Origin of the sequence: Agromyces sp. NPDC058064, from assembly GCF_042885275.1 — a bacterium.
Classification (GTDB): Bacteria; Actinomycetota; Actinomycetes; order Actinomycetales; family Microbacteriaceae; genus Agromyces.
Genome location: NZ_JBHVSE010000002.1, coordinates 654,317 through 680,613, shown reverse-complemented (window position 1 = coordinate 680,613; position 26,297 = coordinate 654,317). Strand labels below are relative to the sequence as shown.

Annotated in this window: 24 protein-coding genes and 1 riboswitch; of the genes, 6 read left to right on the top strand and 18 right to left on the bottom strand. The window is 71.1% G+C overall.

Going from position 1 to position 26,297, the window contains the following annotated elements:
• Window positions 1-57 precede the first annotated feature (57 nt).
• Window positions 58-1,011, top strand: a complete 954-nt coding sequence (gene dapD / locus ACFVSL_RS09075) for a 2,3,4,5-tetrahydropyridine-2,6-dicarboxylate N-succinyltransferase (RefSeq protein ID WP_386940348.1) — start codon at window positions 58-60, stop codon at window positions 1,009-1,011.
• Between the two features lie 123 nt (window positions 1,012-1,134).
• Window positions 1,135-3,741: a penicillin acylase family protein gene (locus ACFVSL_RS09070; RefSeq protein WP_386940347.1), complete on the top strand. Its 2,607-nt coding sequence runs from the start codon at window positions 1,135-1,137 to the stop codon at window positions 3,739-3,741.
• A 97-nt stretch (window positions 3,742-3,838) separates the two neighbouring features.
• On the opposite strand, the gene ACFVSL_RS09065 is transcribed toward ACFVSL_RS09070, so the two are convergent.
• From ACFVSL_RS09065 to ACFVSL_RS09045, 5 genes are all read right to left on the bottom strand, one after another.
• A complete protein-coding gene (locus tag ACFVSL_RS09065; RefSeq protein WP_386941130.1) occupies window positions 3,839-5,137 on the bottom strand; it encodes a citrate synthase in 1,299 nt (432 codons plus the stop codon).
• A gap of 191 nt (window positions 5,138-5,328) precedes the next feature.
• On the bottom strand, window positions 5,329-6,444 hold the full coding sequence (dapC, locus tag ACFVSL_RS09060) for a succinyldiaminopimelate transaminase (protein ID WP_386940345.1): 1,116 nt from the start codon (window positions 6,442-6,444) through the stop codon (window positions 5,329-5,331).
• A gap of 2 nt (window positions 6,445-6,446) precedes the next feature.
• A complete protein-coding gene (gene fdxA / locus ACFVSL_RS09055) occupies window positions 6,447-6,788 on the bottom strand; it encodes a ferredoxin (RefSeq protein WP_386940344.1) in 342 nt (113 codons plus the stop codon).
• Between the two features lie 38 nt (window positions 6,789-6,826).
• Window positions 6,827-7,255 carry a hypothetical protein gene (locus tag ACFVSL_RS09050; RefSeq protein ID WP_386940342.1) on the bottom strand — a complete coding sequence of 143 codons (429 nt, stop codon included), beginning with the start codon at window positions 7,253-7,255 and terminating at the stop codon, window positions 6,827-6,829.
• A complete protein-coding gene (locus ACFVSL_RS09045; protein WP_386940340.1) occupies window positions 7,252-7,701 on the bottom strand; it encodes a hypothetical protein in 450 nt (149 codons plus the stop codon). The genes ACFVSL_RS09050 and ACFVSL_RS09045 overlap by 4 nt, the downstream gene beginning before the upstream one ends.
• 87 nt (window positions 7,702-7,788) lie before the next feature.
• On the opposite strand from ACFVSL_RS09045, the gene ACFVSL_RS09040 reads away from it, so the two are divergent.
• Complete coding sequence (locus ACFVSL_RS09040; protein ID WP_386940338.1) at window positions 7,789-8,604, top strand: enoyl-CoA hydratase/isomerase family protein; 816 nt, start codon at window positions 7,789-7,791, stop codon at window positions 8,602-8,604.
• 70 nt (window positions 8,605-8,674) lie between these two features.
• On the opposite strand, the gene ACFVSL_RS09035 is transcribed toward ACFVSL_RS09040, so the two are convergent.
• The 6 genes from ACFVSL_RS09035 to ACFVSL_RS09010 form a co-directional block, all read right to left on the bottom strand.
• Window positions 8,675-9,472 (bottom strand): M23 family metallopeptidase, encoded by a 798-nt coding sequence (locus tag ACFVSL_RS09035; RefSeq protein WP_386940336.1) that lies wholly within the window; start codon window positions 9,470-9,472, stop codon window positions 8,675-8,677.
• 204 nt (window positions 9,473-9,676) lie between these two features.
• Window positions 9,677-11,581 (bottom strand): translational GTPase TypA, encoded by a 1,905-nt coding sequence (gene typA / locus ACFVSL_RS09030; RefSeq protein ID WP_386940335.1) that lies wholly within the window; start codon window positions 11,579-11,581, stop codon window positions 9,677-9,679.
• A 212-nt stretch (window positions 11,582-11,793) separates the two neighbouring features.
• The gene (locus ACFVSL_RS09025) at window positions 11,794-13,512 is read right to left on the bottom strand and encodes a dipeptide ABC transporter ATP-binding protein (RefSeq protein ID WP_386940334.1); all 1,719 of its coding nucleotides are present in this window, start codon (window positions 13,510-13,512) and stop codon (window positions 11,794-11,796) included.
• Window positions 13,509-14,468: an ABC transporter permease gene (locus tag ACFVSL_RS09020; protein WP_386940333.1), complete on the bottom strand. Its 960-nt coding sequence runs from the start codon at window positions 14,466-14,468 to the stop codon at window positions 13,509-13,511. The genes ACFVSL_RS09025 and ACFVSL_RS09020 overlap by 4 nt, the downstream gene beginning before the upstream one ends.
• Window positions 14,461-15,387: an ABC transporter permease gene (locus tag ACFVSL_RS09015; RefSeq protein ID WP_386940331.1), complete on the bottom strand. Its 927-nt coding sequence runs from the start codon at window positions 15,385-15,387 to the stop codon at window positions 14,461-14,463. Before ACFVSL_RS09015 ends, ACFVSL_RS09020 begins: the two co-directional genes overlap by 8 nt.
• Window positions 15,388-15,521: 134 nt before the next feature.
• A complete protein-coding gene (locus ACFVSL_RS09010) occupies window positions 15,522-17,144 on the bottom strand; it encodes an ABC transporter substrate-binding protein (RefSeq protein WP_386940329.1) in 1,623 nt (540 codons plus the stop codon).
• A gap of 207 nt (window positions 17,145-17,351) precedes the next feature.
• On the opposite strand from ACFVSL_RS09010, the gene ACFVSL_RS09005 reads away from it, so the two are divergent.
• Window positions 17,352-18,116, top strand: coding sequence for a CPBP family intramembrane glutamic endopeptidase (locus tag ACFVSL_RS09005; protein ID WP_386940327.1), 765 nt, complete (start codon window positions 17,352-17,354; stop codon window positions 18,114-18,116).
• On the opposite strand, the gene ACFVSL_RS09000 is transcribed toward ACFVSL_RS09005, so the two are convergent.
• Window positions 18,055-18,543 (bottom strand): hypothetical protein, encoded by a 489-nt coding sequence (locus tag ACFVSL_RS09000; protein ID WP_386940326.1) that lies wholly within the window; start codon window positions 18,541-18,543, stop codon window positions 18,055-18,057. The two genes, ACFVSL_RS09005 and ACFVSL_RS09000, sit on opposite strands and share 62 nt — an antisense overlap.
• A 187-nt stretch (window positions 18,544-18,730) precedes the next feature.
• On the opposite strand from ACFVSL_RS09000, the gene ACFVSL_RS08995 reads away from it, so the two are divergent.
• A complete protein-coding gene (locus ACFVSL_RS08995; protein WP_386940324.1) occupies window positions 18,731-18,931 on the top strand; it encodes a hypothetical protein in 201 nt (66 codons plus the stop codon).
• Window positions 18,932-18,941: 10 nt separating this feature from the next.
• Here the strand turns inward: ACFVSL_RS08995 and ACFVSL_RS08990 are convergent, their stop codons facing one another.
• The 3 genes from ACFVSL_RS08990 to ACFVSL_RS08980 form a co-directional block, all read right to left on the bottom strand.
• Window positions 18,942-19,457: a hypothetical protein gene (locus ACFVSL_RS08990; RefSeq protein ID WP_386940322.1), complete on the bottom strand. Its 516-nt coding sequence runs from the start codon at window positions 19,455-19,457 to the stop codon at window positions 18,942-18,944.
• A gap of 81 nt (window positions 19,458-19,538) precedes the next feature.
• The gene (locus ACFVSL_RS08985) at window positions 19,539-20,234 is read right to left on the bottom strand and encodes an anti-sigma factor family protein (protein ID WP_386940320.1); all 696 of its coding nucleotides are present in this window, start codon (window positions 20,232-20,234) and stop codon (window positions 19,539-19,541) included.
• Window positions 20,231-20,761 (bottom strand): sigma-70 family RNA polymerase sigma factor, encoded by a 531-nt coding sequence (locus tag ACFVSL_RS08980; RefSeq protein ID WP_386940318.1) that lies wholly within the window; start codon window positions 20,759-20,761, stop codon window positions 20,231-20,233. The genes ACFVSL_RS08985 and ACFVSL_RS08980 overlap by 4 nt, the downstream gene beginning before the upstream one ends.
• Window positions 20,762-20,862: 101 nt before the next feature.
• Between ACFVSL_RS08980 and ACFVSL_RS08975 the strand changes: the two genes are divergently transcribed.
• Complete coding sequence (locus ACFVSL_RS08975; protein ID WP_386940316.1) at window positions 20,863-21,378, top strand: DUF2231 domain-containing protein; 516 nt, start codon at window positions 20,863-20,865, stop codon at window positions 21,376-21,378.
• 18 nt (window positions 21,379-21,396) lie between these two features.
• Here the strand turns inward: ACFVSL_RS08975 and gcvP are convergent, their stop codons facing one another.
• From gcvP to gcvT, 3 genes are all read right to left on the bottom strand, one after another.
• A complete protein-coding gene (gene gcvP / locus ACFVSL_RS08970; protein WP_386940314.1) occupies window positions 21,397-24,285 on the bottom strand; it encodes an aminomethyl-transferring glycine dehydrogenase in 2,889 nt (962 codons plus the stop codon).
• Between the two features lie 12 nt (window positions 24,286-24,297).
• Window positions 24,298-24,669: a glycine cleavage system protein GcvH gene (gene gcvH, locus ACFVSL_RS08965; protein WP_386940312.1), complete on the bottom strand. Its 372-nt coding sequence runs from the start codon at window positions 24,667-24,669 to the stop codon at window positions 24,298-24,300.
• A gap of 68 nt (window positions 24,670-24,737) precedes the next feature.
• Entirely contained in the window at window positions 24,738-25,913 is a 1,176-nt protein-coding gene (gcvT, locus tag ACFVSL_RS08960; RefSeq protein ID WP_386940310.1) for a glycine cleavage system aminomethyltransferase GcvT, read from the bottom strand.
• A 177-nt stretch (window positions 25,914-26,090) separates the two neighbouring features.
• Window positions 26,091-26,195, bottom strand: a riboswitch (glycine riboswitch).
• Window positions 26,196-26,297 lie beyond the last annotated feature (102 nt).

The window sequence follows — 26,297 nt, the reverse complement described above, 5'->3', positions numbered from 1 at the left end:
GGCGGCACGAGGGACGCGTCGCGTCACACGCCGTCGCCGCCTCGGTACCCTTGAACCATGCCCGCGAACGACACCGTCTCACGCCCTGCCCGCATCGCCTCCGCCGCCGGGCTCACGACGATCGCCGGCGACGGCACGGTGCTCGACGCCTGGTTCCCGTCGCCCCGGCTCGGCGACGAGGCATCCCCCCTCGAGCCCGAGCACGCCGCTCTCGCGGGCGACGACTCGCGCCGGAACGCGCGCGTCGAGCAGATCGAGCTCTCGATCGACCTCGACGCGGCGCCCGCGGGCACGGCCGACGCCTACCTCCGCCTGCACGTGCTCTCCCACCTGCTCGCGGCGCCGAACACGGTGAACCTCGACGGCGTCTTCGGGCACCTGCCCGCCGTCGTCTGGACGAACGCCGGCCCGGTGCATCCCGCCGACTTCGACCGGCTGCGTCCGGCCCTCCAGCGCGCCGGCATCCACGCGACGGGGCTCGACAAGTTCCCGCGGCTGCTCGACTACGTGACGCCCGACCGGGTGCGCATCGCGGACGCCTCGCGCGTGCGCCTCGGCGCGCACCTCGCCCCCGGCACGACGGTCATGCACGAGGGGTTCGTGAACTTCAACGCCGGCACGCTCGGCGCCTCGATGGTCGAGGGCCGCATCTCGCAGGGCGTCGTCGTCGGCGACGGCAGCGACATCGGCGGCGGCGCCTCGATCATGGGCACGCTCTCGGGTGGCGGCACCCAGCGCGTCGAGATCGGCGAGCGCGCCCTCCTCGGCGCGAACTCGGGCATCGGCATCTCGATCGGCGACGACTCGGTCGTCGAGGCCGGCCTCTACGTCACCGCCGGCACGAAGGTCGTGCTGCTCGGCGGGCCCGACGGGCGACCGCGCGCGGTCAAGGCCGTCGAGCTCTCGGGCGTGCCGAACCTGCTGTTCCGCCGCAACTCGCTCAACGGGCAGGTCGAGGCGCTCAGCCGCACGGGCGAGGGCGTGACGCTCAACGCGGCGCTGCACGCGTAACGGTTCGGATGCAGCTCGGCACTTCGTGCCGGCATCGCGCGATCGGCGCCCCGGTGCTCGGCTAGTGTGGTGCAACCGAGGCCGCCGAGTGGCGGCCTCTCATGCACCTCACGAAGGAGTGACGTGGGTACCGACGCCCCGAGGACCCGCCGCCACCGCGGCCTGAGCTTTCTCATCGGCCTGCTGATCACCGTGCTGGTGCTCGGCGTCGCCGGCGCGGGCTTCGGCTGGTGGACGGTGCAGCGGTCGTTCCCGACGACGAGCGGCCGCATCGACGTGCCGGGGCTCACGGCGAGCGTCACGGTCTACCGCGATGACGCCGGGATCCCCCAGCTCGTCGCCGAGACGAGCGGCGACCTCTTCTTCGCGCAGGGCTACGTGCACGCGCAGGACCGCTTCTGGGAGATGGACTTCCGCCGTCACGTCACCGCCGGCCGCCTCGCCGAGATGTTCGGCGAGTCGCAGGTCGGCACCGACAGCTTCATCAGGACGCTCGACTGGCGCGGCATCGCCGAGCAGGAGTACGCCCAGCTCGACGACGAGTCGCGCGCGTACTACGAGGCGTACGCCGACGGCGTCAACGCCTACCTCGGCGAACGCAGCGGCGCCGACCTCTCGCTCGAGTACGCCGTCCTCGGCCTCCAGAACGGCGCCTACTCCCCCGAGCCGTGGACGCCGGTCGACTCGATCGCGTGGCTCAAGGCCATGGCCTGGGACCTCCGCTCGAACCTCGGCGACGAGATCGACCGGGCGCTGCTCGCCTCGGCGCTGCCGGCCGAGGAGGTCGCGTTCCTCCACCCCGACTTCCCGTGGGGCGCGATGCCGACGATCGTCGGCGGACCGCTCGCCGCCGCCCCCGCCGCGTCGCAGGTCACCCCGCTCGACGAGGCGGGCCGACCGATCGTCGCGAGCGAGACCGCGGGGGGCGACTCGGCGACGCCGACGGGCGAGTCGGATGCCACGGCGCCCGGGCACCTCGCGGCCCTGTCCTCGCTCGCGCGCACCATCGACGGCGTCCCCGAGCTCCTCGGCCCCGAGGGCGGCGACCTCGGCTCGAACTCGTGGGTCGTCTCGGGCGCCCTCACCGAGAGCGGCAAGCCGCTCCTCGCGAACGACCCGCACCTCGGCCCCGCGATGCCCTCGATCTGGACCCAGATGGGCCTGCACTGCGCCGTGGTGAACGACGCCTGCCCGTTCGACGTCGCCGGCTTCTCGTTCTCGGGCCTGCCGGGCATCGTGATCGGGCACAACGATCGCATCGCGTGGGGCTTCACCAATCTCGGCCCCGACGTCGCCGACCTCTACCTCGAACGCGTCGAGGGAGACGCCTACGAGCTCGACGGCACCATGGTGCCGCTCACGATCCGCGAAGAGGTGATCCAGGTCGCCGGCGGCGACCCGGTCACGATCACGGTGCGCTCGACGGGCCGCGGACCGATCGTCACGGGCATCGGCTCCGACTTCGCCGCCGTCGCCGAGACCGCCCCCGCGGCGTCCGGCGACGCGCCCGAGGGCGGGTACCAGGTCTCCCTGCAGTGGACCGCGCTCACCCCGGGCACCACCGCCCAGGCGATCTTCGCGCTCGACCGCGCACGCGACTGGGACGGGTTCCGTCGCGCGGCGTCGCTCTTCGACGTGCCGTCGCAGAACCTCGTCTACGCCGACGACTCGGGCACCATCGGCTACCAGGCGCCCGGCAAGATCCCCGTGCGCAAGTCGGGCGACGGCACCGTGCCGATGCCCGGCTGGACGAGCGCGAACGGCTGGTCGGGCATGCTGCCCTTCGATCAGCTGCCGAGCGTGCTCAACCCGCCGGCGGGCTACATCGTCACCGCGAACAACGCCGCGGCCGGCCCCGACGGGCCCCTGCTCACGAAGGACTGGGACTACGGCTACCGCGCCGCCGGCATCGACAAGCTGATCCGCGAGCGCCTCGACGCGGGCGAGAAGCTCACCGCCGACGACCTTCTCGAGATCCAGCTCGACACGAGCGACATGAACGCGCAGCAGTTCCTCCCGCTGATCGCCGAGCTGTCGGCCGGTCTCGACGGCGACGCCGCCCGGGGCGCGGCGCTGCTCGACGGCTGGGACGCGAAGGCCGGCGCCGACAGCGCCGAGGCCGCCTACTTCGCGGTGTTCTGGCGCACGCTGCTCGACGACATGTTCGGCGGGCTGCCCGAGGAGAGCCTCCCGCAGGGCGGTGACCGCTGGTTCAACGTCGTCGGCACGCTCCTCGGCGAGCCCGAGAACGCCTGGTGGGGCGACGGCGGCCGAGACGCGGCCATCGCCGGCGCGCTCGACGCGGCGTGGGGCGAGGCATCCGAGCTCATGGGCGGCGACGCCGCCTCGTGGACGTGGGGCGAGCTGCACACGCTCACCCTCACCAACCAGAGCTTCGGGGAGTCGGGGATCGGTCCCGTCGAATGGCTCTTCAACCGCGGGCCGTACGAGCTCGGCGGCGGCTCGGCGATCGTCAACGCGATCGGCTGGGACGCGCGCCTCGGTTACGGCGTCGACTGGGTGCCGTCGATGCGGATGGTGGTCGACCTCGGCGACCTCGACGAGTCGCGCTGGATCAACCTCACGGGCGCCTCGGGGCACGCCTTCAACCCGCACTACGACGACCAGGCGCCGCTCTGGCAGCGCGGTGAGACCCGAGCGTGGCCGTTCACCCTCGACGCCGTCACTGAGACGGCGCACGACACGCTCGTGCTGCGACCGGCGGGCTAGCGCACCGGCCGGCGCGCAGACCCGCAGACGCGCGAACGGCCCCGATTCCGTGGGAATCGGGGCCGTTCCGCGTCTGCTCGCCCGGCTCGTGTCGAACTCAGACGCCGGGGTAGTGCCGCTCGGGCTCGCCCGTGTAGAGCTGCTGCGGGCGGCCGATCTTCGTCTGCGGGTCGAGGTTCATCTCGCGCCAGTGCGCGATCCAGCCGGGCAGGCGGCCGATCGCGAAGAGCACGGTGAACATGCGCGTCGGGAAGCCCATCGCCTTGTAGATGACGCCGGTGTAGAAGTCGACGTTCGGGTAGAGGCGACGCTCCTTGAAGTAGTCGTCCTGGAGGGCGAACTGCTCGAGCTCCTTCGCGATGTCGAGCAGCGGGTCGTTGACCCCGAGGCTCTCGAGCACCGCATCGGCCGACTGCTTCACGATCTTCGCGCGCGGGTCGTAGTTCTTGTAGACGCGGTGCCCGAAGCCCATGAGCTTCACCCCGTCCTCCTTGTTCTTCACGCGCTCGACGAAGCGGCCGACGCCCTCGCCCGACTCCTGGATGCGGGCGAGCATCTGCAGCACGGCCTCGTTCGCGCCGCCGTGCAGCGGGCCCGAGAGCGCCTGGATACCGGCGGAGATCGACGAGTAGAGGTTGGCGCCGGTCGAGCCGACGAGCCGCACGGTCGAGGTCGACGCGTTCTGCTCGTGGTCCTCGTGGAGGATCAGCAGGCGGTCGAGCGCCTTCGCCAGCGTCGGGTCGATGTGGTACGGCTCGGCCATGTTGCCGAAGTTCAGGCGCAGGAAGTTCGGCACGAAGTCGAGCGAGTTGTCGGGGTAGAGGAACGCCTGCCCGAGGCTCTTCTTGTGCGCGTACGCGGCGATGACCGGCAGCTTCGCGAGCAGGCGCAGCGTCGTCAGCTCGACGTGGTCGGGGTCGTGCGGGTCGGAGGAGTCCTCGTAGTACGTCGACAGTGCCGCGACCGCGCTCGAGAGCACCGACATGGGGTGCGCCGTGTGCGGCAGCGCCGAGAAGAACCGCTTGAGGTCTTCGTGCAGCAGCGTGTGGCGGCGCACCTTCTCGTCGAACTCGGCGAGCTGGTCGGCGCTCGGCAGTTCGCCGTAGATGAGCAGCCAGGCGACCTCGAGGAAGGTCGAGTGCTCGGCGAGCTCCTCGATGGGGTAGCCGCGGTAGCGGAGGATGCCCTGCTCGCCGTCGATGTAGGTGATCGCCGACCGCGTCGATGCGGTGTTGACGAACCCGTAGTCGAGGCCGGTGAGGCCCGTCTGCCGGGTCAGCGTCGAGAGGTCGAGGCTGGAATTGCCCTCGACGGCGCGTCGGACCGGGAACTCAGCCGTCCCGCCGGGGAAGCTGAGGGTTGCGGTATCGGGGTTCTGCCCCGCCGCGGGGTTCACGACGTCGCTCACGGCGCCTCCTGTGATCGTCACTTGCGCGGTCACCTGCTTTCAGGGCCGTCGGCGTAGGGTCGGCTGCGGCCCGACCTACAGCCTAGACGTGCTCGGGGCACACTGTCGCATCCACCAAGAGAACCCGGCATGCATTGGCTGGTCGCCACAGCGGCCACCCGGGTGCGACGGCACGGATGCTACGAGCCCGCCGCCGCGCGCAGGCGTTCGGCGGCGGCCGCGATCCGCTCGTCGCTCGCGGTGAGCGAGAGCCGCACGTGCTCGGGGTAGTGGACGCCGTAGAAGTGCCCGGGGCCGCCGATGATGCCGAGCTCGGCCAGGCGGCCGATCGACTCCCAGGCGTCGCGCCCCTCGCTCGCCCAGAGGTAGAGGCCCGCCTCGCTGCGGTCGATGCGGAACCCCGCGGCCTCGAGCGCCGGCAGCAGCAGCTCGCGGCGGGCGCGATAGCGCGCCTTCTGCTCGGCGACGTGGGCGTCGTCGCGCAGGGCGGCGATCATCGCCTGCTGGAGCGGCTGGGCGAGCATGAGCCCGGCGTGCTTGCGCACGTTCGTGAGCCGGCCGACCACGCTGCGGCAGCCGGCGAGGAACGCGGTGCGGTACCCCGCCATGTTCGACTGCTTCGAGAGCGAGTAGGCGACGAGCGTGTTGCGCCGGCTGTCGCCCACGACCCTGGGATCGAGCAGGCTCGGCACCGGGGTGTCGGCCCACTCGCCGCTCCAGCCGAGCTCGGCATAGCACTCGTCGCCGACGATGACCGCATCGAGCTCGAGGGCGCGCTCGCGCGCAGCCCGCAGCTCGTCGATCGACAGCACGCGGCCATCGGGGTTGCCCGGGCTGTTCAGCCACACGAGCCTCGTCTCCGCGGGCCACTCGGCGGGATCGTCGCTCGCCATCGCGGTCGCCCCGGCGAGCACCGCACCCATCTCGTAGCTCGGGTAGGCCGCCTTCGGGTGCACGACGACGTCGCCCTCGCCGAGCCCCAGCAGGAACGGGAGCAGTGCGACCAGCTCCTTCGAGCCGACCGTCGGCAGCACGTTCTCGCGGCCGAGCCCGGTCACGCCGCGCCGCCGCGCGAACCAGGCGACGATCTCGTCGCGCAGTTCGTCGGTTCCCACCGTCTGCGGATAGGCGTGGGCGTCGCTCGCGGCGGCGAGCGCCTCGCGCACGACGGCGGGGGTCTCGTCGACGGGCGAGCCGATCGACAGGTCGACGGCCCCATCGGGGTGCGCCGCGGCGCGCTCCCGGTACGGGACCATGAGGTCCCACGGGTAGTCGGGCAGCTCGCGCCCCGCCACGGTCAGTGGCCCTGCGGCGGGAGGGCGGCGATGATCGGGTGGTCCATCGCGATGACCCCGACCTTGGCCGCGCCGCCGGGCGAGCCGACGGGCTCGACCGCGGGCGTCGATATCTCGAAGAACTCGACGTTCGCCTTGTAGTAGTCGGCCCACTCGTCGGGCAGGTCGTCCTCGTAGTAGATCGCCTCGACCGGGCACACGGGCTCGCAGGCCCCGCAGTCGACGCACTCGTCGGGGTGGATGTACAGCGAGCGCTCGCCCTCGTAGATGCAGTCGACCGGGCACTCGTCGATACAGGCGCGGTCCTTCACATCGACGCACGGGAGGGCGATGACATAGGTCACGGTGGTTCGTGCTCCTTCGGAGAGGCGGGGACTTCAGTCTATGCGTGCGCGTCGGTGCCCGCGCGCGTGCGCGAGCGCGACGGCAGCCGGGGCCAGGCGACGACGAGCACGGCGATGAGCGCCGGGGCGACCGCCCAGACGGTGCCGGCGAGATCGCCGGCGACGAGCACCGAGCCACCCGGGCCGGGAAGCGTGAGGACGGCGACGGTGACGACGAGGCCGGCCGCCGCGGCCGCCGCGATCGCGCGGCCGTGCGTCAGGAGGCGGATGCCGAGGAGGAGCGCGGCGACGCCGACCAGGGCCGCGACGAGGCCCCACGGGATCGCGACCTCGCCGATGCGGAGGACGTGCCGGTGCCCGATGGTGGCCACCGCGCCGTAGACGACGCCGACCACGGCGGCGATCACGAGGCCCCCGATGCGGCTCGCGAGCGAGAAGTCGCCCGTCTCGGCGTCGTGCGCGCTCACGGGGCCGTCGTGACGGTGTAGGAGACCGTCTCGCCGTCGGCGGCGAGGAGCACGAGGTACGTGCCGTTCGAGTACACGAGCGCGTCGGCACCGCTGCCCGAGAGCTCGGTGTTCTTCGTGAAGCCGGCGCCCTCGAGCTTCGCGACCGCGTCGGCGATCGGGTCGGCGGCGGTCGACGTGATCATGACGATCCAGCCGTCGGCACCGCCCGTGCCCGCACCGAGGGCGACCTCGCCCTCGACGAGCGGGATCTCGGCCGGGAAGTCGCTCGGCACCTCGCCGTCGAGGCTGACCTCGCCGCCGGTGGCGTCTTCGATGGCGCCCTCGACCCCCTGGTTCACGAGGTCTTCGAGCGGGTTGGCGCAGCCGGTGAAGAGGGCTGCGGACAGCGCGGCGATCGCGGCGGCCGCGGCGGCCCGGCGTGCGGTGACGAGGCTCCTGGACATGGCTCCGAGTCTACCGGGGCGTGCCGCCGGCGGGACGGGTGCCGTAGCGTGGAGCCCGACACCGCCCGACGGAGAGGATCGACGACGATGACCGATGGCACGAGCCCCGTGACGGCCGAGCAGCCCGAGGTGCGCGTCGAGCGCGACGGCGCGTTCGCGATCGTCACCATCGACCGGCCCGCGGCCCTCAACGCGCTCTCCCCCGCCGTGCTCGAGGCCCTCGCCGACGCCTTCGCCGGGCTCGCCGACGAGGGCAGCGCCGTGCGGGGCGTCCTGCTCACGGGCGCGGGCGGGCGGGCGTTCGTCGCGGGCGCCGATCTGCGGGCGCTCGCGGGCCACACGCCGGCGGAGGGCGAGGATGCCGCCGACGCCGGCCATCGCGTCGCCGCGATGATCGAGTCGCTGCCGTCGCCCGTGATCGCCTGCGTCGACGGCTTCGCGCTCGGCGGAGGCCTCGAGCTCGCGCTCGCCTGCGACTTCATCTACGCGACGGACGCCTCGTCCTTCGGCCAGCCCGAGGTGAAGCTCGGCCTCATCCCCGGCTTCGGCGGCACGGTGCGCCTGCCCCGCGCCGTCGGGCTCGCCCTCGCGAAGGAGCTGATCTACACCGGGCGGCGCATCGGCATCGAGGAGGCCGTCGCGGCCGGACTCGTCGCACGCCGCTTCGCCGATCGAGAGGCGCTCTTCGCCGGCGCCCGCGAGACGCTCGAGCTGATCGCGCAGAACGCCGCGCCCGCGGTCGGGCTCGCCAAGCGGGTGCTCGTGGATGCCACGGGGCAGCCCACCGCGACGGCCACGCTGCTCGAGATCGCCGGATTCGGCGACGCGTTCCGCACGGACGACATGCGGGAGGGCGTGGCGGCCTTCCTCGAGAAGCGCGAGCCGCGTTTCACGGGCGCGTAGGCCCGAGACCGAACGAGCCCGCCGAGACCCCTCGGGGTCTCGACGGGCTCGACGAGGCGTGGGCCGAGGCTCAGCGGATCCGCGCCGCGAGCCAGGCGAAGCCGTCGAAGCGCACTCCGTCGGTGCCGAACATCTCGAGGTGGAGGTGCGGGCCGGTCGACTGGCCGGTGGTGCCGACGCGTCCGAGCTGCTGCCCGGCGGTGACGCGCTGGCCCTCGGAGACGGCGATCGAACCGTACTGCATGTGCGCGTAGGAGCTCGTGATGAGCTCGCCGCCGATGTTGTGCTGGACCTCGACGTTCACGCCGAGCCCGCCGCCGTTCTCGGTCGCGAGCACGACGACGCCGTCGGCGATCGACATCACCGGGGTGCCGTCGCCCGGGTTGAAGTCGACGCCGTCGTGGACGGTGGAGCATCCCGCGCAGGGCGCGTCGCGCGGACCGAAGCCCGAGCTGCGCCGGTCGGGGCTCTGCACCGGCCAGACGATGGCGCCGGTCTCGACGAGCGAGACGGCGCCGACGCTGGCGACCTCCGAGACGATGGGCGGCGGCGCCTCGTGCACGTCGTAGGCCTCGGAGGCGAGGGTCGACTCGACCGCCTCGCTGCCGACCTCGACGGTCTGCGGGGTGAAGGTCACCGTGTCCTCGACGGGGGCGTACACCGAGGCGCGGTGCTCGACGTCGGTGGCCGTCACCGCGAGCGCGGGCACGCTCGTCGCGACGATCATGCCGCCGGTGAAGGCCATGGCGATCACCGAGAAGGCGTGGCGGGGGCTGAAGCGGGGAAGCGTGCGCGCGCGGCGCGGGGACGTCGCGGGCAGGGAGGTGCGAGTGGCCGCGCGGCGGCCGCGTTGGGGGAAGGAAGTCATCACAGGTTACGTATGAGGGGGTCGGGTTTCGTGGCGGGGGAAGTTCTCTCGATGTCGAGACGAACTCATGTACCGTACGCAGCGATTCTGGGAGAAACCTCCGATACGCATGCATAGAAGCCGGGCACCCCGTCGAATGCGAAAACGCGGATGCCACGGGGTCTCCCCCGTGGCATCCGCGCTCTGCGACGTCGGTGCTGCCGATCAGCCCTGCTTCTTCAGGCGCGAGGTGATGCGTGCGCGCGCCGTGGCGTCGAGCTCGACCTTGCGGATGCGCACGGCCGTCGGGGTGACCTCGACGCACTCGTCCTCGCGGGCGAACTCGAGGCACTCCTCCAGCGAGAGCTGGCGCGAGGGCGTCATCGACTCGAAGGTGTCGGCGGTCGACGAACGCATGTTCGTGAGCTTCTTCTCCTTCGTGATGTTGACGTCCATGTCGTCGGCGCGCGAGTTCTCGCCGATGACCATGCCCTCGTAGACTTCCTCGGTCGGGTTCACGAAGAAGGTCATGCGCTCCTGGAGGGCGATGATCGCGAACGGCGTGACGACGCCCGCGCGGTCGGCGACGATCGAGCCGTTGTTGCGCGTGACGATCTGGCCGGCCCACGCGTCGTAGCCGTGCGAGATCGCGTTCGCGATGCCGGTGCCGCGGGTCGTGGTCATGAACTCGGTGCGGAAGCCGATGAGGCCGCGGCTCGGCACGATGAACTCCATGCGGACCCAGCCGGTGCCGTGGTTCGACATGTTGTCCATGCGGCCCTTGCGGGCGGCGAGCAGCTGCGTGATCGCGCCGAGGTACTCCTCGGGAGCGTCGATCGTGAGGTGCTCGTACGGCTCGTGGGTCTTGCCGTCGACCTGCTTCGTGACCACCTGCGGCTTGCCGACGGTGAGCTCGTAGCCCTCGCGACGCATCTGCTCGACGAGGATGGCGAGCGCGAGCTCGCCGCGGCCCTGCACCTCCCACGCGTCGGGGCGGCCGATGTCGACGATCTTCAGCGAGACGTTGCCGACGAGCTCGCGGTCGAGGCGGTCCTTGACCATGCGGGCGGTGAGCTTGTGGCCCTTGACCTTGCCGACGAGCGGCGAGGTGTTCGTGCCGATCGTCATCGAGATGGCGGGCTCGTCGACCGCGATGACCGGAAGCGGACGGACGTCCTCGGGGTCGGCGAGGGTGTCGCCGATCATGATGTCCTCGAAGCCCGCGACCACGGCGATGTCGCCGGGGCCGGCACTCTCGGCCGGGTAGCGGTCGAGCGCCTTGGTCAGGAAGAGCTCGGTCACGCGCACGTTCTGCACCGAGCCGTCGTGACGCACCCACGCCACCGTCTGGCCCTTCTTGATGGTGCCCTGGTGCACGCGCAGCAGCGCGAGGCGGCCGAGGAACGGCGAGGCGTCGAGGTTGGTGACGTGCGCCTGCAGGGGGTGCTCGTCGTCGTAGGTCGGCGCGGGGATGTGCTTGAGGATCGCCTCGAACAGCGGCTCGAGGTCGTCGTTGTCGGGCAGCTCGCCGTTCTCGGGCTTCTCGTGGCTCGCGGCGCCGTTGCGCCCCGAGGCGTAGACCACCGGCACGTCGAGGATCGCGTCGAGGTCGAGGTCGGGCACGTCGTCGGCCAGGTCGGACGCGAGGCCGAGCAGCAGGTCCTGGCTCTCGGCGACGACCTCGTCGATGCGCGCGTCGGGGCGGTCGGTCTTGTTCACGAGGAGGATGACCGGCATGCGGGCCTCGAGCGCCTTGCGGAGCACGAAGCGGGTCTGCGGCAGCGGGCCCTCGCTCGCGTCGACGAGGAGGACGACGCCGTCGACCATCGACAGGCCGCGCTCGACCTCGCCGCCGAAGTCGGCGTGACCGGGGGTGTCGATGACGTTGATCGTGATGGGCTCGCCGCCCGCGTGCACGCCGTTGTAGGTGATCGCCGTGTTCTTGGCGAGGATCGTGATGCCCTTCTCGCGCTCGAGCTCGTTCGAGTCCATCGCGCGCTCCTCGATGTGCGCGTGCGCGTCGAAGGAGTTCGTCTGGTTGAGCATCGCGTCGACGAGCGTCGTCTTGCCGTGGTCGACGTGCGCGACGATTGCGACGTTGCGCAGGGAGTTACGGGTGGCGTTCGCCATGGATGGGTTCCTCGCGGTGAGGCATCCGGTCTGATCGACCACCCGGAAACGGGCTCGGCCGGGCGCCGCGGATGCGCTGGATGGGAGTCTGTGGGAGCGCGGACGACCGTGAATCGACGGTTCGCGCCAAGCAATCCTACCGTGCGCACCCGGGTGAATGCCGAACGCCCGGCATCCGAGGATCGGATGCCGGGCGTTCTGGACCGGGAGGGCTACGCTCCGAGCTTGATGTTCGCGCCCGGGATGGCCGCGAGCAGGTCGCGGGTGTACTGCTCCTTGGGGTTGTCGAACACCTCGTCGGTGGACGCCGCCTCGACGATGCGACCCTTCTGCATCACGCAGACGTTGTCGGCGATGACGCGCACGACCGCGAGGTCGTGGGTGATGAAGAGGTACGTCAGGTTGAGCTCGGCCTGCAGCTCGGCGAGCAGGCGCAGGATCTGCGCCTGCACGAGCACGTCGAGCGCGGAGACCGCCTCGTCGAGGATGACGATCTCGGGCTTCAGGGCGAGCGCACGCGCGATGGCGATGCGCTGCCGCTGGCCGCCCGAGAGCTCGTTCGGGTAGCGGCTCACCAGGGTGCGCGGCAGCGACACCTGGTCGAGCAGCTCGAACACGCGATCGCGACGCGACTTGGGCGTGCCGATCTTGTGCGTCGTGAGCGGCTCGGCGATCGTGTTGCCGATGTTGCGCAGCGGGTTCAGCGAACCGTACGGGTCCTGGAAGACCGGCTGCATGCGGCTGCGGAGTCCGAAGAGCTCCTTGCCGCTCACGCTCGCGAGGTCGTGACCGCCGACGACGATCTTGCCGCTCGTCGCGTCCTCCAGCTTCAGCAGCATCTTCGCGACGGTCGACTTGCCCGAGCCCGACTCGCCGACGAGCGCCGTGGTGGTGCCCTTCGCGATCTGGAACGAGACGTCGTCGACCGCGGTGAAGTCGCCCGAGCCGCGGATCTTGAAGACCTTCGTCAGGTTCTCGACCACGATCGCCGGCGGCTGCGAGGCCGCGGCCTCGAGCGCCTCGGCGCGTGCCTCGGCCGTCGCGAGCAGGTCGATCGCCTCGCCCGCCGCCGACGAGGCGTCGGTCGCGATCGAGGACTCCGCAGCCGCGATGCTGCCCGTCGCCTGGATGCGGCGCGAGGCGAGGCTCGGAGCCGCGGCGACGAGTCGCTGCGTGTACGGGTGCTGCGGGTTCTGCAGGATCTGCGCCGACGGGCCCGACTCGACGACCTGGCCCTTGTACATGACGAGGAGCTGCTCGGCGCGCTCGGCCGCGAGGCCGAGGTCGTGCGTGATGAACAGCAGCGTCGTGCCGAGCTCGCGGGTGAGCGACTCGAGGTGGTCGAGGATGACCCGCTGCACCGTCACGTCGAGCGCCGAGGTTGGCTCGTCGGCGATCAGGAGCTGCGGGTTGGCCGCGAGGCCCATGCCGATGAGCACGCGCTGGCGCATGCCGCCCGAGAACTGGTGCGGGAACTGCTTGAGACGCCGGTCGGCATCGTGCAGGCCGGCCTCCTTCAGCACCTGGATCGCGCGCTGCTTGACCTCCTTGCGGCCGCTGGCGATGCCGTTCGCACGGATCGCCTCCTCGACCTGGAAGCCGATCGACCACACGGGGTTGAGGTTCGACATCGGGTCCTGGGGGACGAAGCCGATCTTGCGACCGCGGATGTCCTCCATCTCCTTCTGCGGAGCCTTCGCCAGGTCCTGCCCGTCGAGCAGGATCTGCCCACCCGAGATGTGGCCGGTGCCGGGCAGCAGGTTGATGATCGCGTGCGCGGTCGTCGACTTGCCCGAGCCCGACTCGCCGACGATCGCGAGGCTGGAGCCGCGTTCGAGCGTGAAGCTCACACCGCGGACCGCCTGCACGAGGCCGGTCTGGGTACGGAATGCGACCTCGAGGTCTTTGACTTGGAGCAGGGGGGTGCTCATCGCTGTGCCCTCGCCTTCGGGTCGAGTGCGTCTCGAATGACTTCACCGAGCATGATGAACGAGAACACGGTCAGGGAAAGCGCGATCGACGGGTAGATCAGCACCTGCGGGGCGGTGCGGAGCGTCGTCTGCGCCTGGGCGATGTCATTGCCCCACGACATGATGCTCGAGGGGAGTCCGACGCCGAGGAACGAGAGCGACGCCTCGGCGACGATCGCGCCCGCGAGCGAGATCGTCGCGATCACGATCACCGGGGCGATCGAGTTCGGCACCACGTGCGCCCACATGATCTTGAACCGCGAGACGCCGATCGCCGTGGCGGCGGTGACGAAGTCGGAGTTCTTGACGCGCAGGATCTCGGATCGCAGCACACGCGCTGTCGCGGGCCACGCGAAGATGCCGATCGCGAGGGAGATGACCCACACGTTCCGGTAGTTCGCGAGCACCGACATGATGACGACGGCGGCGAGGATGTAGGGGATCGAGAAGAAGATGTCGCCGAGGCGCGAGAGCACCCCGTCGACCCATCCGCCGTAGTAGCCCGCGAACGCGCCGAAGAGCACGCCGAGGGTGAAGACGAGGATGGTCACGATGATGCCGACCGACAGCGACGTGCTGGCTCCGTAGACGATGCGCGCGAAGACGTCGCAGCCCTGGCGGGTGAACCCGAGCGGGTGCCCCGGCACGGGGGCGCCGTTGCTGTTCGCCAGCAGGCAGCCCTCGTTCGGGGACTCGTTCGTGAACAGGCCCGGGAAGAGCGCGACGAAGACGATGAGCAGGATCAGCGCGGACGAGATCCAGAACATCGGGCGGCGGCGCAGGTCGTGCCATGCGTCGATCCAGAGGTTCGACGGCTTGCCCTCGGCCTTGACCGAGTCGATGGCTTCGAGCGGCGTCTCCTCGAGCGGAGCGACGTAGTGCTCGATGCGGGGCTTCGATGAAGACGTGTCAGGCATAGCGGATCCTCGGGTCGAGCACGGCGTAGAGAAGGTCGATCAGGAGGTTCACGATGAGGTACAGCAGCACCATGATCGTCACGAAGGACACGACCGTGGGGCCTTCGCCTCGAATGACCGCCTGATACAGGGTGCGACCGACGCCGGGCACGTTGAAGATGCCCTCGGTGATGGTCGCGCCCACGAGCAGCGTGCCGAAGTCGGTGCCGAGGTAGGTGACCACCGGGATCAGCGAGTTGCGGAGGATGTGCACGGGGACGACGCGTCGTCGCGTGAGCCCCTTGCTGTACGCCGTCCGGACGAAGTCGAGGCCGGAGGTCTCGATGACCGAGGAGCGCGTCAATCGCACGATCTGGGCGAAGCTGATCGTCGCGAGCACGATGGCCGGCAGGATCAGGTCTTCGAGCGGTGCTCCGGTGCCGACCGTCGGGCTGAACCAGCCCCACTGGATGCCCATGAAGTACTGCGCGACGAAGCCGAGCACGAAGATCGGCAGCGAGATCAGCACGAGGCTGACCGCGAGGCCGGTCGCGTCGAAGATGCCGCCCTTGCGCAGGCCGCTGATGAGGCCGACGGTGATGCCGGCGACCATCTCGAAGAAGATCGCGAGGAGGGCGAGGCGGATCGTCACCGGGAAGGTGCGGGCGAGCACCTCATTGACCGGCTGACCCGAGTAGGTCACGCCGAAGTCGCCCTGGAAGATCCCGATCAGGTAGTAGAAGTACTGCACGATGAACGGATCGTTCAGGTGGTACTGCTCGCGGATCTGGTCGATCACGCCGGGGGCCGGCGGGCGGTCGCCGTAGAGCGCCGCGATCGGGTCGCCCGGCATGGCGAAGACCATGAAGTAGATGAGGAAGGTGGCTCCGAGGAGCACGGGGATGATTTGGAGGAGGCGCTTTCCGGTGTACCAGAGCATCAGCGCTCCTCAGGGTGTAGTGCTGAGAGCATTTTGGGCCGCAATCACAGAATCGATCGGATATCAGCATGATGTCCGGGGCGTTGTCGCCCCGGACATCAATGCTAAACGGGATTATAGACGAGAGTGACGTCTCAGCCCTTGGTGATCTGGTGGTACAGCGGCACCGAGTCCCAGCCGAACACCACGTTGTCGACCGTGTCGGCGGAGACGCCGGTCACGTTCGAGTACCACAGCGGGATCGCGGGGAGATCCTTCAGCAGGACTTCCTGAGCCTGCTGGTAGATCGCGGTCGCGTCCTCGACCGAAGCGGCGACAGCGCCCTCCTTGAGGAGGTTGTCGAACTCTTCGCTGGAGTAGTCCTCGTAGTTCGATCCGGCACCGGTCTGGTAGAGCGGGGCGAGGAAGTTGTACATCGAGGGGTAGTCGCCCTGCCAGCCGGCGCGCGTGCCACCGGTCAGCTTGTCGTTGGTGCGGTCGTCGAGGGCCGCAGCGAACGTCGGGTAGGGCTTGCCCACGGCCTGGATGCCGAGGGTGTTGGCGATCGAGTTCACGACCGCGTCGACCCACGCCTGGTGGCCGCCGTCGGCGTTGTACGCGAGGTCGAAGACGGTGTCGCCGTACGGGGCGATCGCGTCGGCCTCGGCCCAGAGCTTCTTGGCCTCGTCGGGGTTGAACTCGAGGACCTCAGCGCCCTCGAGCTGGTCGGTCCAGCCCGCGATGACCGGCGAGGTGTAGTCGGTCGCCGGGGTACGGGTGCCCTGGAAGATCACGTCGGTGATCTCGTCGCGGTTGATCGCCATCGAGATGGCGGCACGACGGAGCTTGCCCTCTTCGCCGCTCCAGTGCTCGAGGTAGTACGGCATGTTGAAGCCCTGGAAGATGGCAGCCGGCTGGTTGACCGCACGGTCGCCGAACTCGTCCTCGTAGGTCTCGAACGCCGAGTCGGGCACGGCGTCGAGGACGTCGAGGTTGCCCGCCTGGACGTCGGCGTAGGCCGAGTCCTGCGAAGCGTAGAAGACGATCGAGAGGCCGCCGTTGGCGGGCTTGCGAACGCCGTCGTAGTCGGGGTTGGTCACGAGGTCGATGCGCTCCTCGTGGACCCAGGCGCCCTCCTCGGCCAGCATGTACGGGCCGTTGCCGATCGGGTTCTCGCCGAAGGCCTCCATGTCCTCGAACGCGACCTCGGGCAGCGGCGAGTACGCCGAGTAGCCCAGGCGCAGCGGCCAGTCGGCCTCGGGGGCGGTGAGGGTGACCTCGAAGGTCAGGTCGTCGACGACCTTGAGACCCGTGAGCTCCGAGTCGGCCTCGTAGGAGAAGCCCTCGATGTTGTCGAAGAAGTACGACGAGCCCTGCGCGTTGCTGAAGAGCGCGCCGTAGTTCCACGCGTCGACGAACGAGTTCGCGGTGACGTCGGAGCCGTCGGTGAAGGTCTGGCCTTCCTTCAGCTTGACCGTCCAGTGCTGCGAGTCGTCGGACTCGATCGACTCGGCGACGTCGTTCTCGATCTCACCGTCGGCGGTGTACGAAACGAGGCCCGCGAAGAGCGACGTGATGATCTTGCCGCCACCGGTCTCGGTGGTGTTGGTCGGGATCAGCGGGTTCTGCGGCTCGGAGCCGTTCGTCGTGATGATCGCGTCCGGGTCACCGGCGGGCGAGGTGGCCTCGGTTCCGCCGCCGCTCGTGCAACCGGTGAGCACCAGTGCGCCGGCTGCAGCAAGAGCAATGGCTGCAACGCCGATTCTCTTGATCTTCAATGTTCCTCCTGTGAGATGTGCGCGGGGGCAGAGCGGCTCGTGACCGCACTGTGCGCTTCGTGGTGCAAGACTACGAATCGTTCCCTGAGAAGCAAAGTCGAGACGGAAACCGTTACCGATGCGCAACCTAGCGTCACCGGGAGCGACACAGAACGCCGCGACGACGCACGATCGTTGCGTCTGACCCCCGCATGCGAGGATTGCAGCATGCCTGATGCACGACGACTGCGAATCGAGCTCGCCATCGTGCTCGGCCTCTCGCTCGGGGCATCGGCCGTCTACTCGATCGTCTCGATCATCGCGCGGGTCACCGACACCCGCCCGCTGGCCGAGCAGTCGGCCGCGATCAACCAGTCGCGCTCGAGCCGCGAGTGGCTCGACCTCACCTACCAGTTCCTCGACGTGTTCTTCGGCCTGTTCGTCGTGGCGCTCGTGCTCTACCTGCTCTGGCGCCCCGGCGGAAGTCCTTTCCGGCGCATCGGCCTCGACTTCACGAGACCGGGTCGCGACGTGGCATCCGGCCTCGCGCTCGTCGCCGTCATCGGCGTGCCCGGGCTCGCGCTGTACGCGATCGGTCGCGCCGCGGGCGTGACCGTCGCGGTGGTGCCGTCACCGCTCGACACGCACTGGTGGACGATCCCGATCCTCGTGCTCGCGGCGCTGAAGGCGGCGCTCGTCGAGGAGGTCATCGTCGTCGGCTATCTCTTCACGCGCCTCCGCGAGCTCGGCGTCGGCCCGTGGGCGACGATCGTCTCGAGCGCGCTCCTGCGCGGCACCTACCACCTCTACCAGGGCTTCGGGCCGTTCGTCGGCAACGTCCTCATGGGGGTCGTGTTCGGGTGGTGCTACCAGCGCTGGGGGCGCACGATGCCGCTCGTCGTCGCGCACTGGGTGCTCGACATGGTGTCGTTCATCGGCTACCCCCTGGCGGCCGCGTGGTGGCCGGCGCTCTTCGCGCCGCCGGCGGAGTGACCGCCGGCGAGGTCGGCGCGGTCGCGCGGCCGGCCGGGCCGAAGAGCGTGCGGATGCCCCGCGCGATCCTCCGGCGGACGAGTCGGCGGCGCGGGGCCAGGTGCCGGGCGCTCGGGGCGGGGCGGAGCGGTCCGGCGGCCTCGGCCACGGTCGTCTCGGGCGGCGCGGCGACCGACGTGCGGGCGTCCGCGTCGAGGTCGCCGCTGAGGTGGAGCGAGCGGCGGCTCGGCGTGCAGACCACCCCGAGGTAGCCGCCGCGGGCGAAGTCCATGACGTCCTGCGCGTGGCGCATGGCCGCGGCCGACTCGGCGACGCTGCCGCGGCGGCGCAGGCGCTGCTCGAGCCCCGCTGTGTCGGCGGTGGCGACGCTCACGACGATGAACGTCGCGATGAACGCGATCCCTGCGATCATGTCGATGCTCGGCATGCGGCACCTCCCCGTGCGAATGCCCTCGGGGCACCCTGGGCGGCTATCCCGAGAGAATCTCAGTGTACTCCCGGGGGTGCCCCACGTGGCCACCCTGATCCGTCGATCCGTGCCGATCGCGAGCATGGGGGAACCCTCGCCACGAGGGACCCCGGCATCGCCGGAGAACGAGAGACGGAACGGAACCATGCACCTCGCCGCTGCCTTCGCCGCCGGCCACCTCGCCGCCCGCGCCACCGACCGCCGCTTCAGGGCGCCCGATGTCGAGACCGAGATCCGCGAGGCGCACGAGCGCGTCATCGCACGGCGCGACGCCCTCGTCGTCGCGCCCTCGCGGCGCGACTACCCGGAGCGCGGGCGGCACGCCGCCGCCCCGCGCCCCGCGTGACCCCGACCGGTCAGCCGCCGATCTTCTCCCCGGCGGGGCTCAGCACCCACCACACGCCGTTCACGCCCTGTCCGTTCGTGTCGCCCGCGGCGCTGTCGCCCGCGAAGGTGTAGAGCGGCCATCCGTCGAGCGTCAGCTGCGTCGAGCCGTCGACGCCCGTGATCGTGCCGATCTCGCCCGTCACGCCCTCGACCTCGGGGGTGTCGGAGTCGGTCGTCACCGCGGGCCAGTTCGTCGCGCACTGCCCCTCGCAGCTGCTCGCGTCGCCGCCCTGCGTGTCGGTGTCGAACATGTACACCGTCATGCCCTCCCCGTCGACGACGATCTCGCCGAGGGACGAGTCCGCGGTCGCGAGCGCCGCGCCCGCCGACGCGGCACCGGTGTCGGGCGCCTCGGTCGACGTCGACGTCTCTCCCCCGTAGCCCGAGTCGTCCGACGTCCCCGATCCGCCCGACGTGCCCGTGCAGCCCGCGAGCGCGACGACGAGGCCGAGCGCGGCCATTCCTGATGCGATGCGCGTGTTCATGCGAGGTCCCTCTCTCCTGGCTCCGGCCGCGGTCGCGGCCCTGCAGTGAGCACGAGAACGGGCGCCCGATGGTTCACCGGGTCAGTCGACCGCGCTCCGCATCAGCACCTCGCCGGAGCCCATCGCGCGGATCTCGAGCGACGCGATCTCGTCGAGGTCGAGTGCCGCGCCCGCGGAGAGCCGGGCAGCGGTGCCGGGGCTCGCGCGCCAGCTCGACACGTCCGTGCGCTCGCCGTCGAGCCCGACGACGACGAGGGCGTACGGCCAGCCGCCGGCGGGCGCCTCCACCCCGTCGGCGTCGGCGTAGCGGCAGTCGAGCTCGATCCTCGTGCCCCACGCGACCTGCGTGAGCGTCGCGGTCGCGGTGAGCGGCACCTCGGCGACGGAGTCGAACGCCACCGACTCGGCGGGCGACGGGCGTGCGAGCGCGAACGGCAGCGCGATCGCCGCGACGAGGAGCACGGCGGCCGCCGCCGAGGCGACCCACCACGTGCGGTTCCGGCGACGACGACGCCGGCGGTCCTCCAGCCGCACCGCGTCGACGAGGTCGCCTCGAGGCCCGGCGGCGAGGTCGGACGACTCGCCGAGCAGCGCCGCGGCCCGCTCGGGCTCGAGGCGGGCGAGCAGGCCCGGCACCGGGGCGAGCTCCGCCACCGCGCGACGGCATCGCTCGCAGCCCTCGAGATGCTGCTCGTACTCGCCCCGCTCGGCCGGCGAGAGTGCGCCCAGCACGTAGGCGGAGTCCCAGTCCGCGAAGCGCGCGTGATCCGGGTTCATCGCGTCACCCCCTTCTCCTGCAGTGCGAGCCGCAGCGCCCGGAGGCCGTAGTGCAGCCGGGACTTCACCGTACCCTCCGGGATGCCGAGTCGTCGGGCGACCTCGGCCACGCTGCATCCGCCGTAGTACGCGTGCACGATCACGGCCCGGTGCTCGAGGCTCAGCGTCGCGAGGGCCTCCTCGATCAGCAGGCTCTCGAACAGGGCGTCGGTCGCGTCCCGCATCGGCCCCGCCGCCGGCTCGGGCGCTTCGGCGACGCCGATCTCGTGGCGCCGGCGGGCGCTGCGGGCGTCGTCGATGACGAGGTTCCGGGCGACGGTGATCATCCAGGACCTCGTCGTCGCCGGCTCCTGCGCCATGATGCGCGGACTCCGCCAGGCTCGGAGCAGCGTCTCCTGGACGATGTCGTCGGCGCCCGCCGCGTCGCCCGTGAGGTGCACGACGTAGCGCCAGACCGACGGGCCGTGCGCCTCGTACAGCGCGACCAGCCGGTGGTCGTCATCGAGCGGCTCATCGTCGCGGGGCATCCACCACCTCCTGTGCTCTGCACGGAGAACGGGAGGGAGCTCCGGAAGGTTCACCTCGACGGCGGGGTGAACCGGGCGGCCGTGCGCGACGTGTTCTGGGCATGGAACCCATGACACCGGCGGTGCTCGCCTCCGACGACCTCATCCAGGTCGCCGGCCTTCCCCTGCACCCGCTCATCGTGCACGCGGTGGTCGTGCTCACCCCGCTCACGGTACTCGCCCTGCTGCTCGGCACGTTCTGGCCGCAGGCGAGGCGCCGGCTCGGAATCGTGACCGCGCTGGGCGCGGCACTCGTGCTCGTGCTCGTGCCCGTCACGGTCGCCGCGGGCCGATCGCTCGCCGCGGTGCTCGGCCCCCTGCCCGCCGTCGCCCGGCATCAGGGATTCGGCGAGATGCTGCTGCCGTGGGCCGTCGCGCTCTTCGCCGTCGCGGCGGGCCAATGGGCATGGTTCCGCTACGGCGACGAGCGGGTGCGCCGGGACTCGCCCGGCGCGGCCCGCGCCGTGCGGATCGGCCTGGCCGTGGCCGCCGTCGTCGTCGGGGCGGGCACGATGGTGCTGCTCGTGCTCATCGGCGACTCGGGAGCCCGCGCCGTGTGGGGCGGGCTCCCGAGCTGACCGAGCTCGCGCGAGGTGCTACGCGAAGGCCTCGACCGGCGGGCAGGCGCACACGAGGTTGCGGTCGCCGTACGCCTGGTCGATGCGGCGCACCGGGGCCCAGTACTTGTTGCGCACGAGCGAGCGCACCGGGTAGACGGCCTGTTCGCGGGTGTAGGGGTGCTCCCACTCCCCCGCGATGACCGACTCGGCCGTGTGGGGCGCGTTCCGCAGCGGGTTGTCGTCGGCCGGCCACTCGCCGCGGCCGACGGCGTCGGCCTCGGCCTTGATCGCGACCATCGCCTCGACGAAGCGCTCGAGCTCGGCCAGGTCCTCCGACTCGGTCGGCTCGACCATGAGCGTGCCCGCGACGGGGAACGACATCGTCGGCGCGTGGAAGCCGTAGTCGATGAGGCGCTTGGCCACGTCGTCGACGCTCACGCCCGTCTCCGCGGTGAGCGGGCGCAGGTCGAGGATGCACTCGTGCGCGACGAGCCCGTTGTCGCCCGTGTAGAGCACCGGGAAGTGCTCGCGCAGGCGCGAGGCGACGAAGTTCGCCGCGAGCACCGCCGAGGCGGTCGCCTGCTTGAGGCCCTCCGAGCCCATCATGCGCACGTACGCCCACGAGATCGGCAGGATCGACGGGCTGCCGTACGGGGCCGCCGAGACCGGCCCGCCGCCGTGCACGAAGCCGCCGGCGTGGTCGGCGCGCTGCGCCATCGGGTGGCCGGGCAGGTACGGCGCGAGGTGCGCCTTCGCCGCGACCGGGCCGACGCCGGGGCCGCCGCCGCCGTGCGGGATGCAGAACGTCTTGTGCAGGTTCAGGTGCGAGACGTCGCCGCCGAAGTCGCCGAAGCGCGAGTAGCCGAGCAGGGCGTTGAGGTTCGCCCCGTCGACGTAGACCTGGCCGCCGGCGTCGTGCACGGCCTGCGTGATCGCCTTCACCTCGTGCTCGTAGACGCCGTGCGTCGACGGGTAGGTGATCATGAGGGCCGAGATGGATGCCGCGTGCTCGGCGATCTTCGCGCGCAGGTCGTCGAGGTCGACGTTGCCGAGCTCGTCGGTCGCGACGACCACGACGCGCATGCCCGCGAGCACGGCCGAGGCCGCGTTCGTGCCGTGCGCGCTCGACGGGATGAGGCAGACGTCGCGCTCGCCCTCGCCGTTGGCGAGGTGGTAGCCGCGGATCGCGAGGAGCCCGGCGAGCTCGCCCTGGCTGCCCGCGTTCGGCTGCAGCGAGACGGTGTCGTAGCCGGTGACCTCCGCGAGCCACGACTCGAGCTGCTCGACGAGGCCGAGCGAGCCGACGACGTCGGCCTCGGGCGCGAACGGGTGCAGGTTCGCGAACGCCGGCCAGGTGACGGCCTGCATCTCGGTGGCCGCGTTGAGCTTCATCGTGCAGGAGCCGAGCGGGATCATGCCGCGGTCGAGCGCGTAGTCGCGGTCGGCGAGCTGCTTGAGGTAGCGCATCATCTGCGTCTCGGAGTGGTGCGTGTTGAACACCGGGTGCTCGAGGTAGGCGCTCGTGCGACGGAGCGCGGCCGGGATCGCGCTCTCGGTGATCGGGCCGTCGAGCTCGCGCTCCTCGGGGCCGCCAAAGGCCTGGGCGACCCTGTGCAGCTCGTCGAGCGTCGTCGTCTCGTCGACCGAGACGTACACGGTCGCCTCGTCGGCCTCCCACAGGAGCACGCCGAGCTCGCGGCCGCGGGCGACCACGTTCTTCGCGAGGCCCGGCACGTGCACCGCGAGCGTGTCGAAGTAGGCGTCGTGCGCGACGCGCTGGCCGAGGTCGTCGAGCCAGCCGGCGAGCAGCTTCGCCTTGCCGGCGGTCTGGGTGGCGATGGCGCGGATGCCACGGGGCCCGTGGTACACGGCGTACATCGAGGCCATCACGGCGAGCAGCACCTGGGCGGTGCAGATGTTCGAGGTCGCCTTCTCGCGGCGGATGTGCTGCTCGCGGGCCTGCAGGCTGAGGCGGTAGGCGGGGTGGCCGGCCGCGTCCTGCGAGACGCCCACGAGTCGGCCCGGCATCTGGCGCTCGAGGCCCTTGCGCACGGCCATGTACCCGGCGTGGGGGCCGCCGAAGCCCATCGGCACGCCGAAGCGCTGCGAGGTGCCGACGGCGACGTCGGCGCCGTGCTCGCCCGGGCTCGTGACGAGGGCGAGCGCCAGCAGGTCGGCGGCGACCACGGCGAGGGCGCCCTGCGCCTTCGACGCCGCGATGACGCCCGACGGGTCCCAGACCCGCCCCGAGGCGCCGGGGTACTGCACGAGGATGCCGAAGTGCTCGCCGAAGGCGGAGACATCCGTGCCCTCGGAGAGCGGGGCCTCGACGAGCTCGATGCCGACGGCCTCGGCGCGGGAGACCAGCAGCGCCTTCGTCTGCGGGAGCGCGTCGGCGTCGACGATGAAGCGGTTCGACGTCGACTTCGAGCCGCGACGGGCGAGCAGCATGCCCTCGACGACCGCGGTGCCCTCGTCGAGCATCGAGGCGTTCGCGATGTCGAGGCCCGTGAGGTTCTCGACCATCGTCTGGAAGTTGATGAGCGCCTCGAGGCGGCCCTGGCTGATCTCGGGCTGGTACGGCGTGTACGCCGTGTACCAGCTCGGGTTCTCGAGCACGTTGCGCTGGATCACCGCGGGGGTGACCGTGCCGTAGTAGCCGAGGCCGATCATGGGCGTGCGGACGGTGTTCTGCGATGCGAGGGCGGCGAGCTCGGCGAGCGCCTCGCGCTCGGTCGCGGCAGCGGGGATCGCGGAGTTCAGCACCTCCCCCATGCGGATCGACGACGGCACCGCGGCCGACATGAGCGCCTCGAGCGAGTCGTAGCCGAGCTCGGCGAGCATGAGCGCGTGGTCGCTCGGGGTGGTGCCGATGTGACGGCGCCCGAAGGCGTCGAGGTCGAAGGCGGAGGAGGGCGTGGTCATCGGATCGGGTCCTTACTCTCCGGTGAGCGCGGTGTACTCGTCGCGCGTGAGGAGCTTCGGCAGGCTCGAGGTCGACACCTTCAGCAGCCAGCCCTCGCCGAAGGGGTCGCTGTTCACGAGCTCGGGGGCGTCGACGACGGCCTGGTTCGCCTCGACGACCTCGCCGTTGACGGGGGCGAAGAGCTCGCCGACCGACTTCGTCGACTCGATCTCGCCGACGACGGTGCCCTCGGTGATGGCGGTGCCCGCGGCGGGCAGGTCGACGTAGACGACGTCGCCGAGCTTCTCGGCCGCGTAGTCGGTGATGCCGATCGTGGCGACGTCGCCGTCGATCGCGATCCACTCGTGCTCTTCGGTGTAGTGCAGTGCGTTGAGGTCGGTCATGGGGTGCTCCTTGTGGTGTGGATGACTCGTGGTTCGCGCCGCCGGCCGTCGGGACCGGGGCGCAGGGATCAGGAGGCGCGCTTGTAGAACGGCAGGGCGACGACGGTGGCGGGGATGCGGGTGCCGCGCACGTCGACGAAGAGGGCGGTGCCGGCCTCGGCGAGCGCGGGGCTGACGAAGGCCATCGCGACGGGGTGGCCGAGCGTCGGCGAGAGCGCGCCGCTCGTCACGACGCCGACGCGGGCCGCGTCGGCCCCGTCGCCGTCGAAGACCTCGTAGTCGGCGCGGGGCGCCCTGCGACCCTCGGCCGCGAGGCCGACGAGCACCGGGGCGTCCGCGGCGGGACCCTGCTCGACGGCGGCGCGACCGATGAAGTCGCCCTCCTTCGCGAGGGCGACGACGCGGCCGAGGCCGGCCTGCACGGGCAGGATGTCACGGCTGAGCTCGTGCCCGTAGAGGGGCATGCCGGCCTCGAGGCGGAGCGTGTCGCGACTCGCGAGCCCGCACGGCACCACACGCGGTCCGCCGGTCTCGACGAGCGCCTCCCAGAGGCGCGCCGCGCGCTCGGGGGCGACGTAGAGCTCGAAGCCGTCCTCGCCGGTGTAGCCCGTGCGGGCGACGAGCACGGGCTGGCCGTCGAAGGTGGCGGGGAACGCGCGGTAGTACTTCAGCGCGGCGATCTGCGCGTCGAAATCCTCTTCGTCGTTGCCCGGGCCGTCGACGCCGAACCCGGGGGTCTCGAGCAGCACGGCGCGGGCGTCGGGCCCCTGCAGCGCGATGAGCGCGACGTCGTCGCTCTCGTCGGACACCACCGTGTCGAAGCCGGCGGCGCGCGTGCGCAGCTCGTCGGCCACGACCGCCGCGTTCGACGCGTTGGCGACGACCATGTAGCGGTCGTCGCCCGTGCGGTAGACGACGAGGTCGTCGATGATGCCGCCGTCGGCCGCGAGCAGCAGCGAGTACTTCGCCTGGCCGATCTCGATGGCGGAGAGCTTGCCCGCGAGGGCGTGGTCGAGCGCCGCGGCCGCCTGCGGGCCGATCAGTACGATCTCGCCCATGTGCGAGAGGTCGAAGATGCCCGAGGTGGTGCGGACGGCGTGGTGCTCGGCGAGGTCGCTCGAGTAGCGCACCGGCATCTGCCAGCCGGCGAAGTCGGTGAAGCTCGCGCCCGCGGCGCGGTGCACGGCGTCGAGCGGGCTGCGGCGCTCCTCGGCGGGGGCGGTGGTACCGGGGTCGTTCGTCACGAGTTCTCCTTGACTGGCGGCTGCGAAGAGCAGTGCGCGCGGTCGCGATTCGTGCGGCGGATGCCGCATGAGAACTCCCCCTCTGTCATGAGCCTGAGAGTTTCACGCGTTGACGCGCTTTCACCGTGGGCGGCCCCGTCGAGACCGGGTCTCGTGCGGAGCACTTTTCAGAGTGGCCTCGTCGTCGCGGTGTGAGACCTGAGAGATTGGCAGGGAGGCTTGCTCCTTCGGTGCCGGCGCTGCTCGCCTGAACGGTGCTGCCGGCTCTCCCGCGACGCGTCGATGGCCCGGTATGAGGTTGTACCGCGATCCTAGCAGCGGCGAGCGCCGGCGGCCGCGACGTCGTGACCCCCGCTACCCCGCGTGCTGGGGCTACACGCCCCG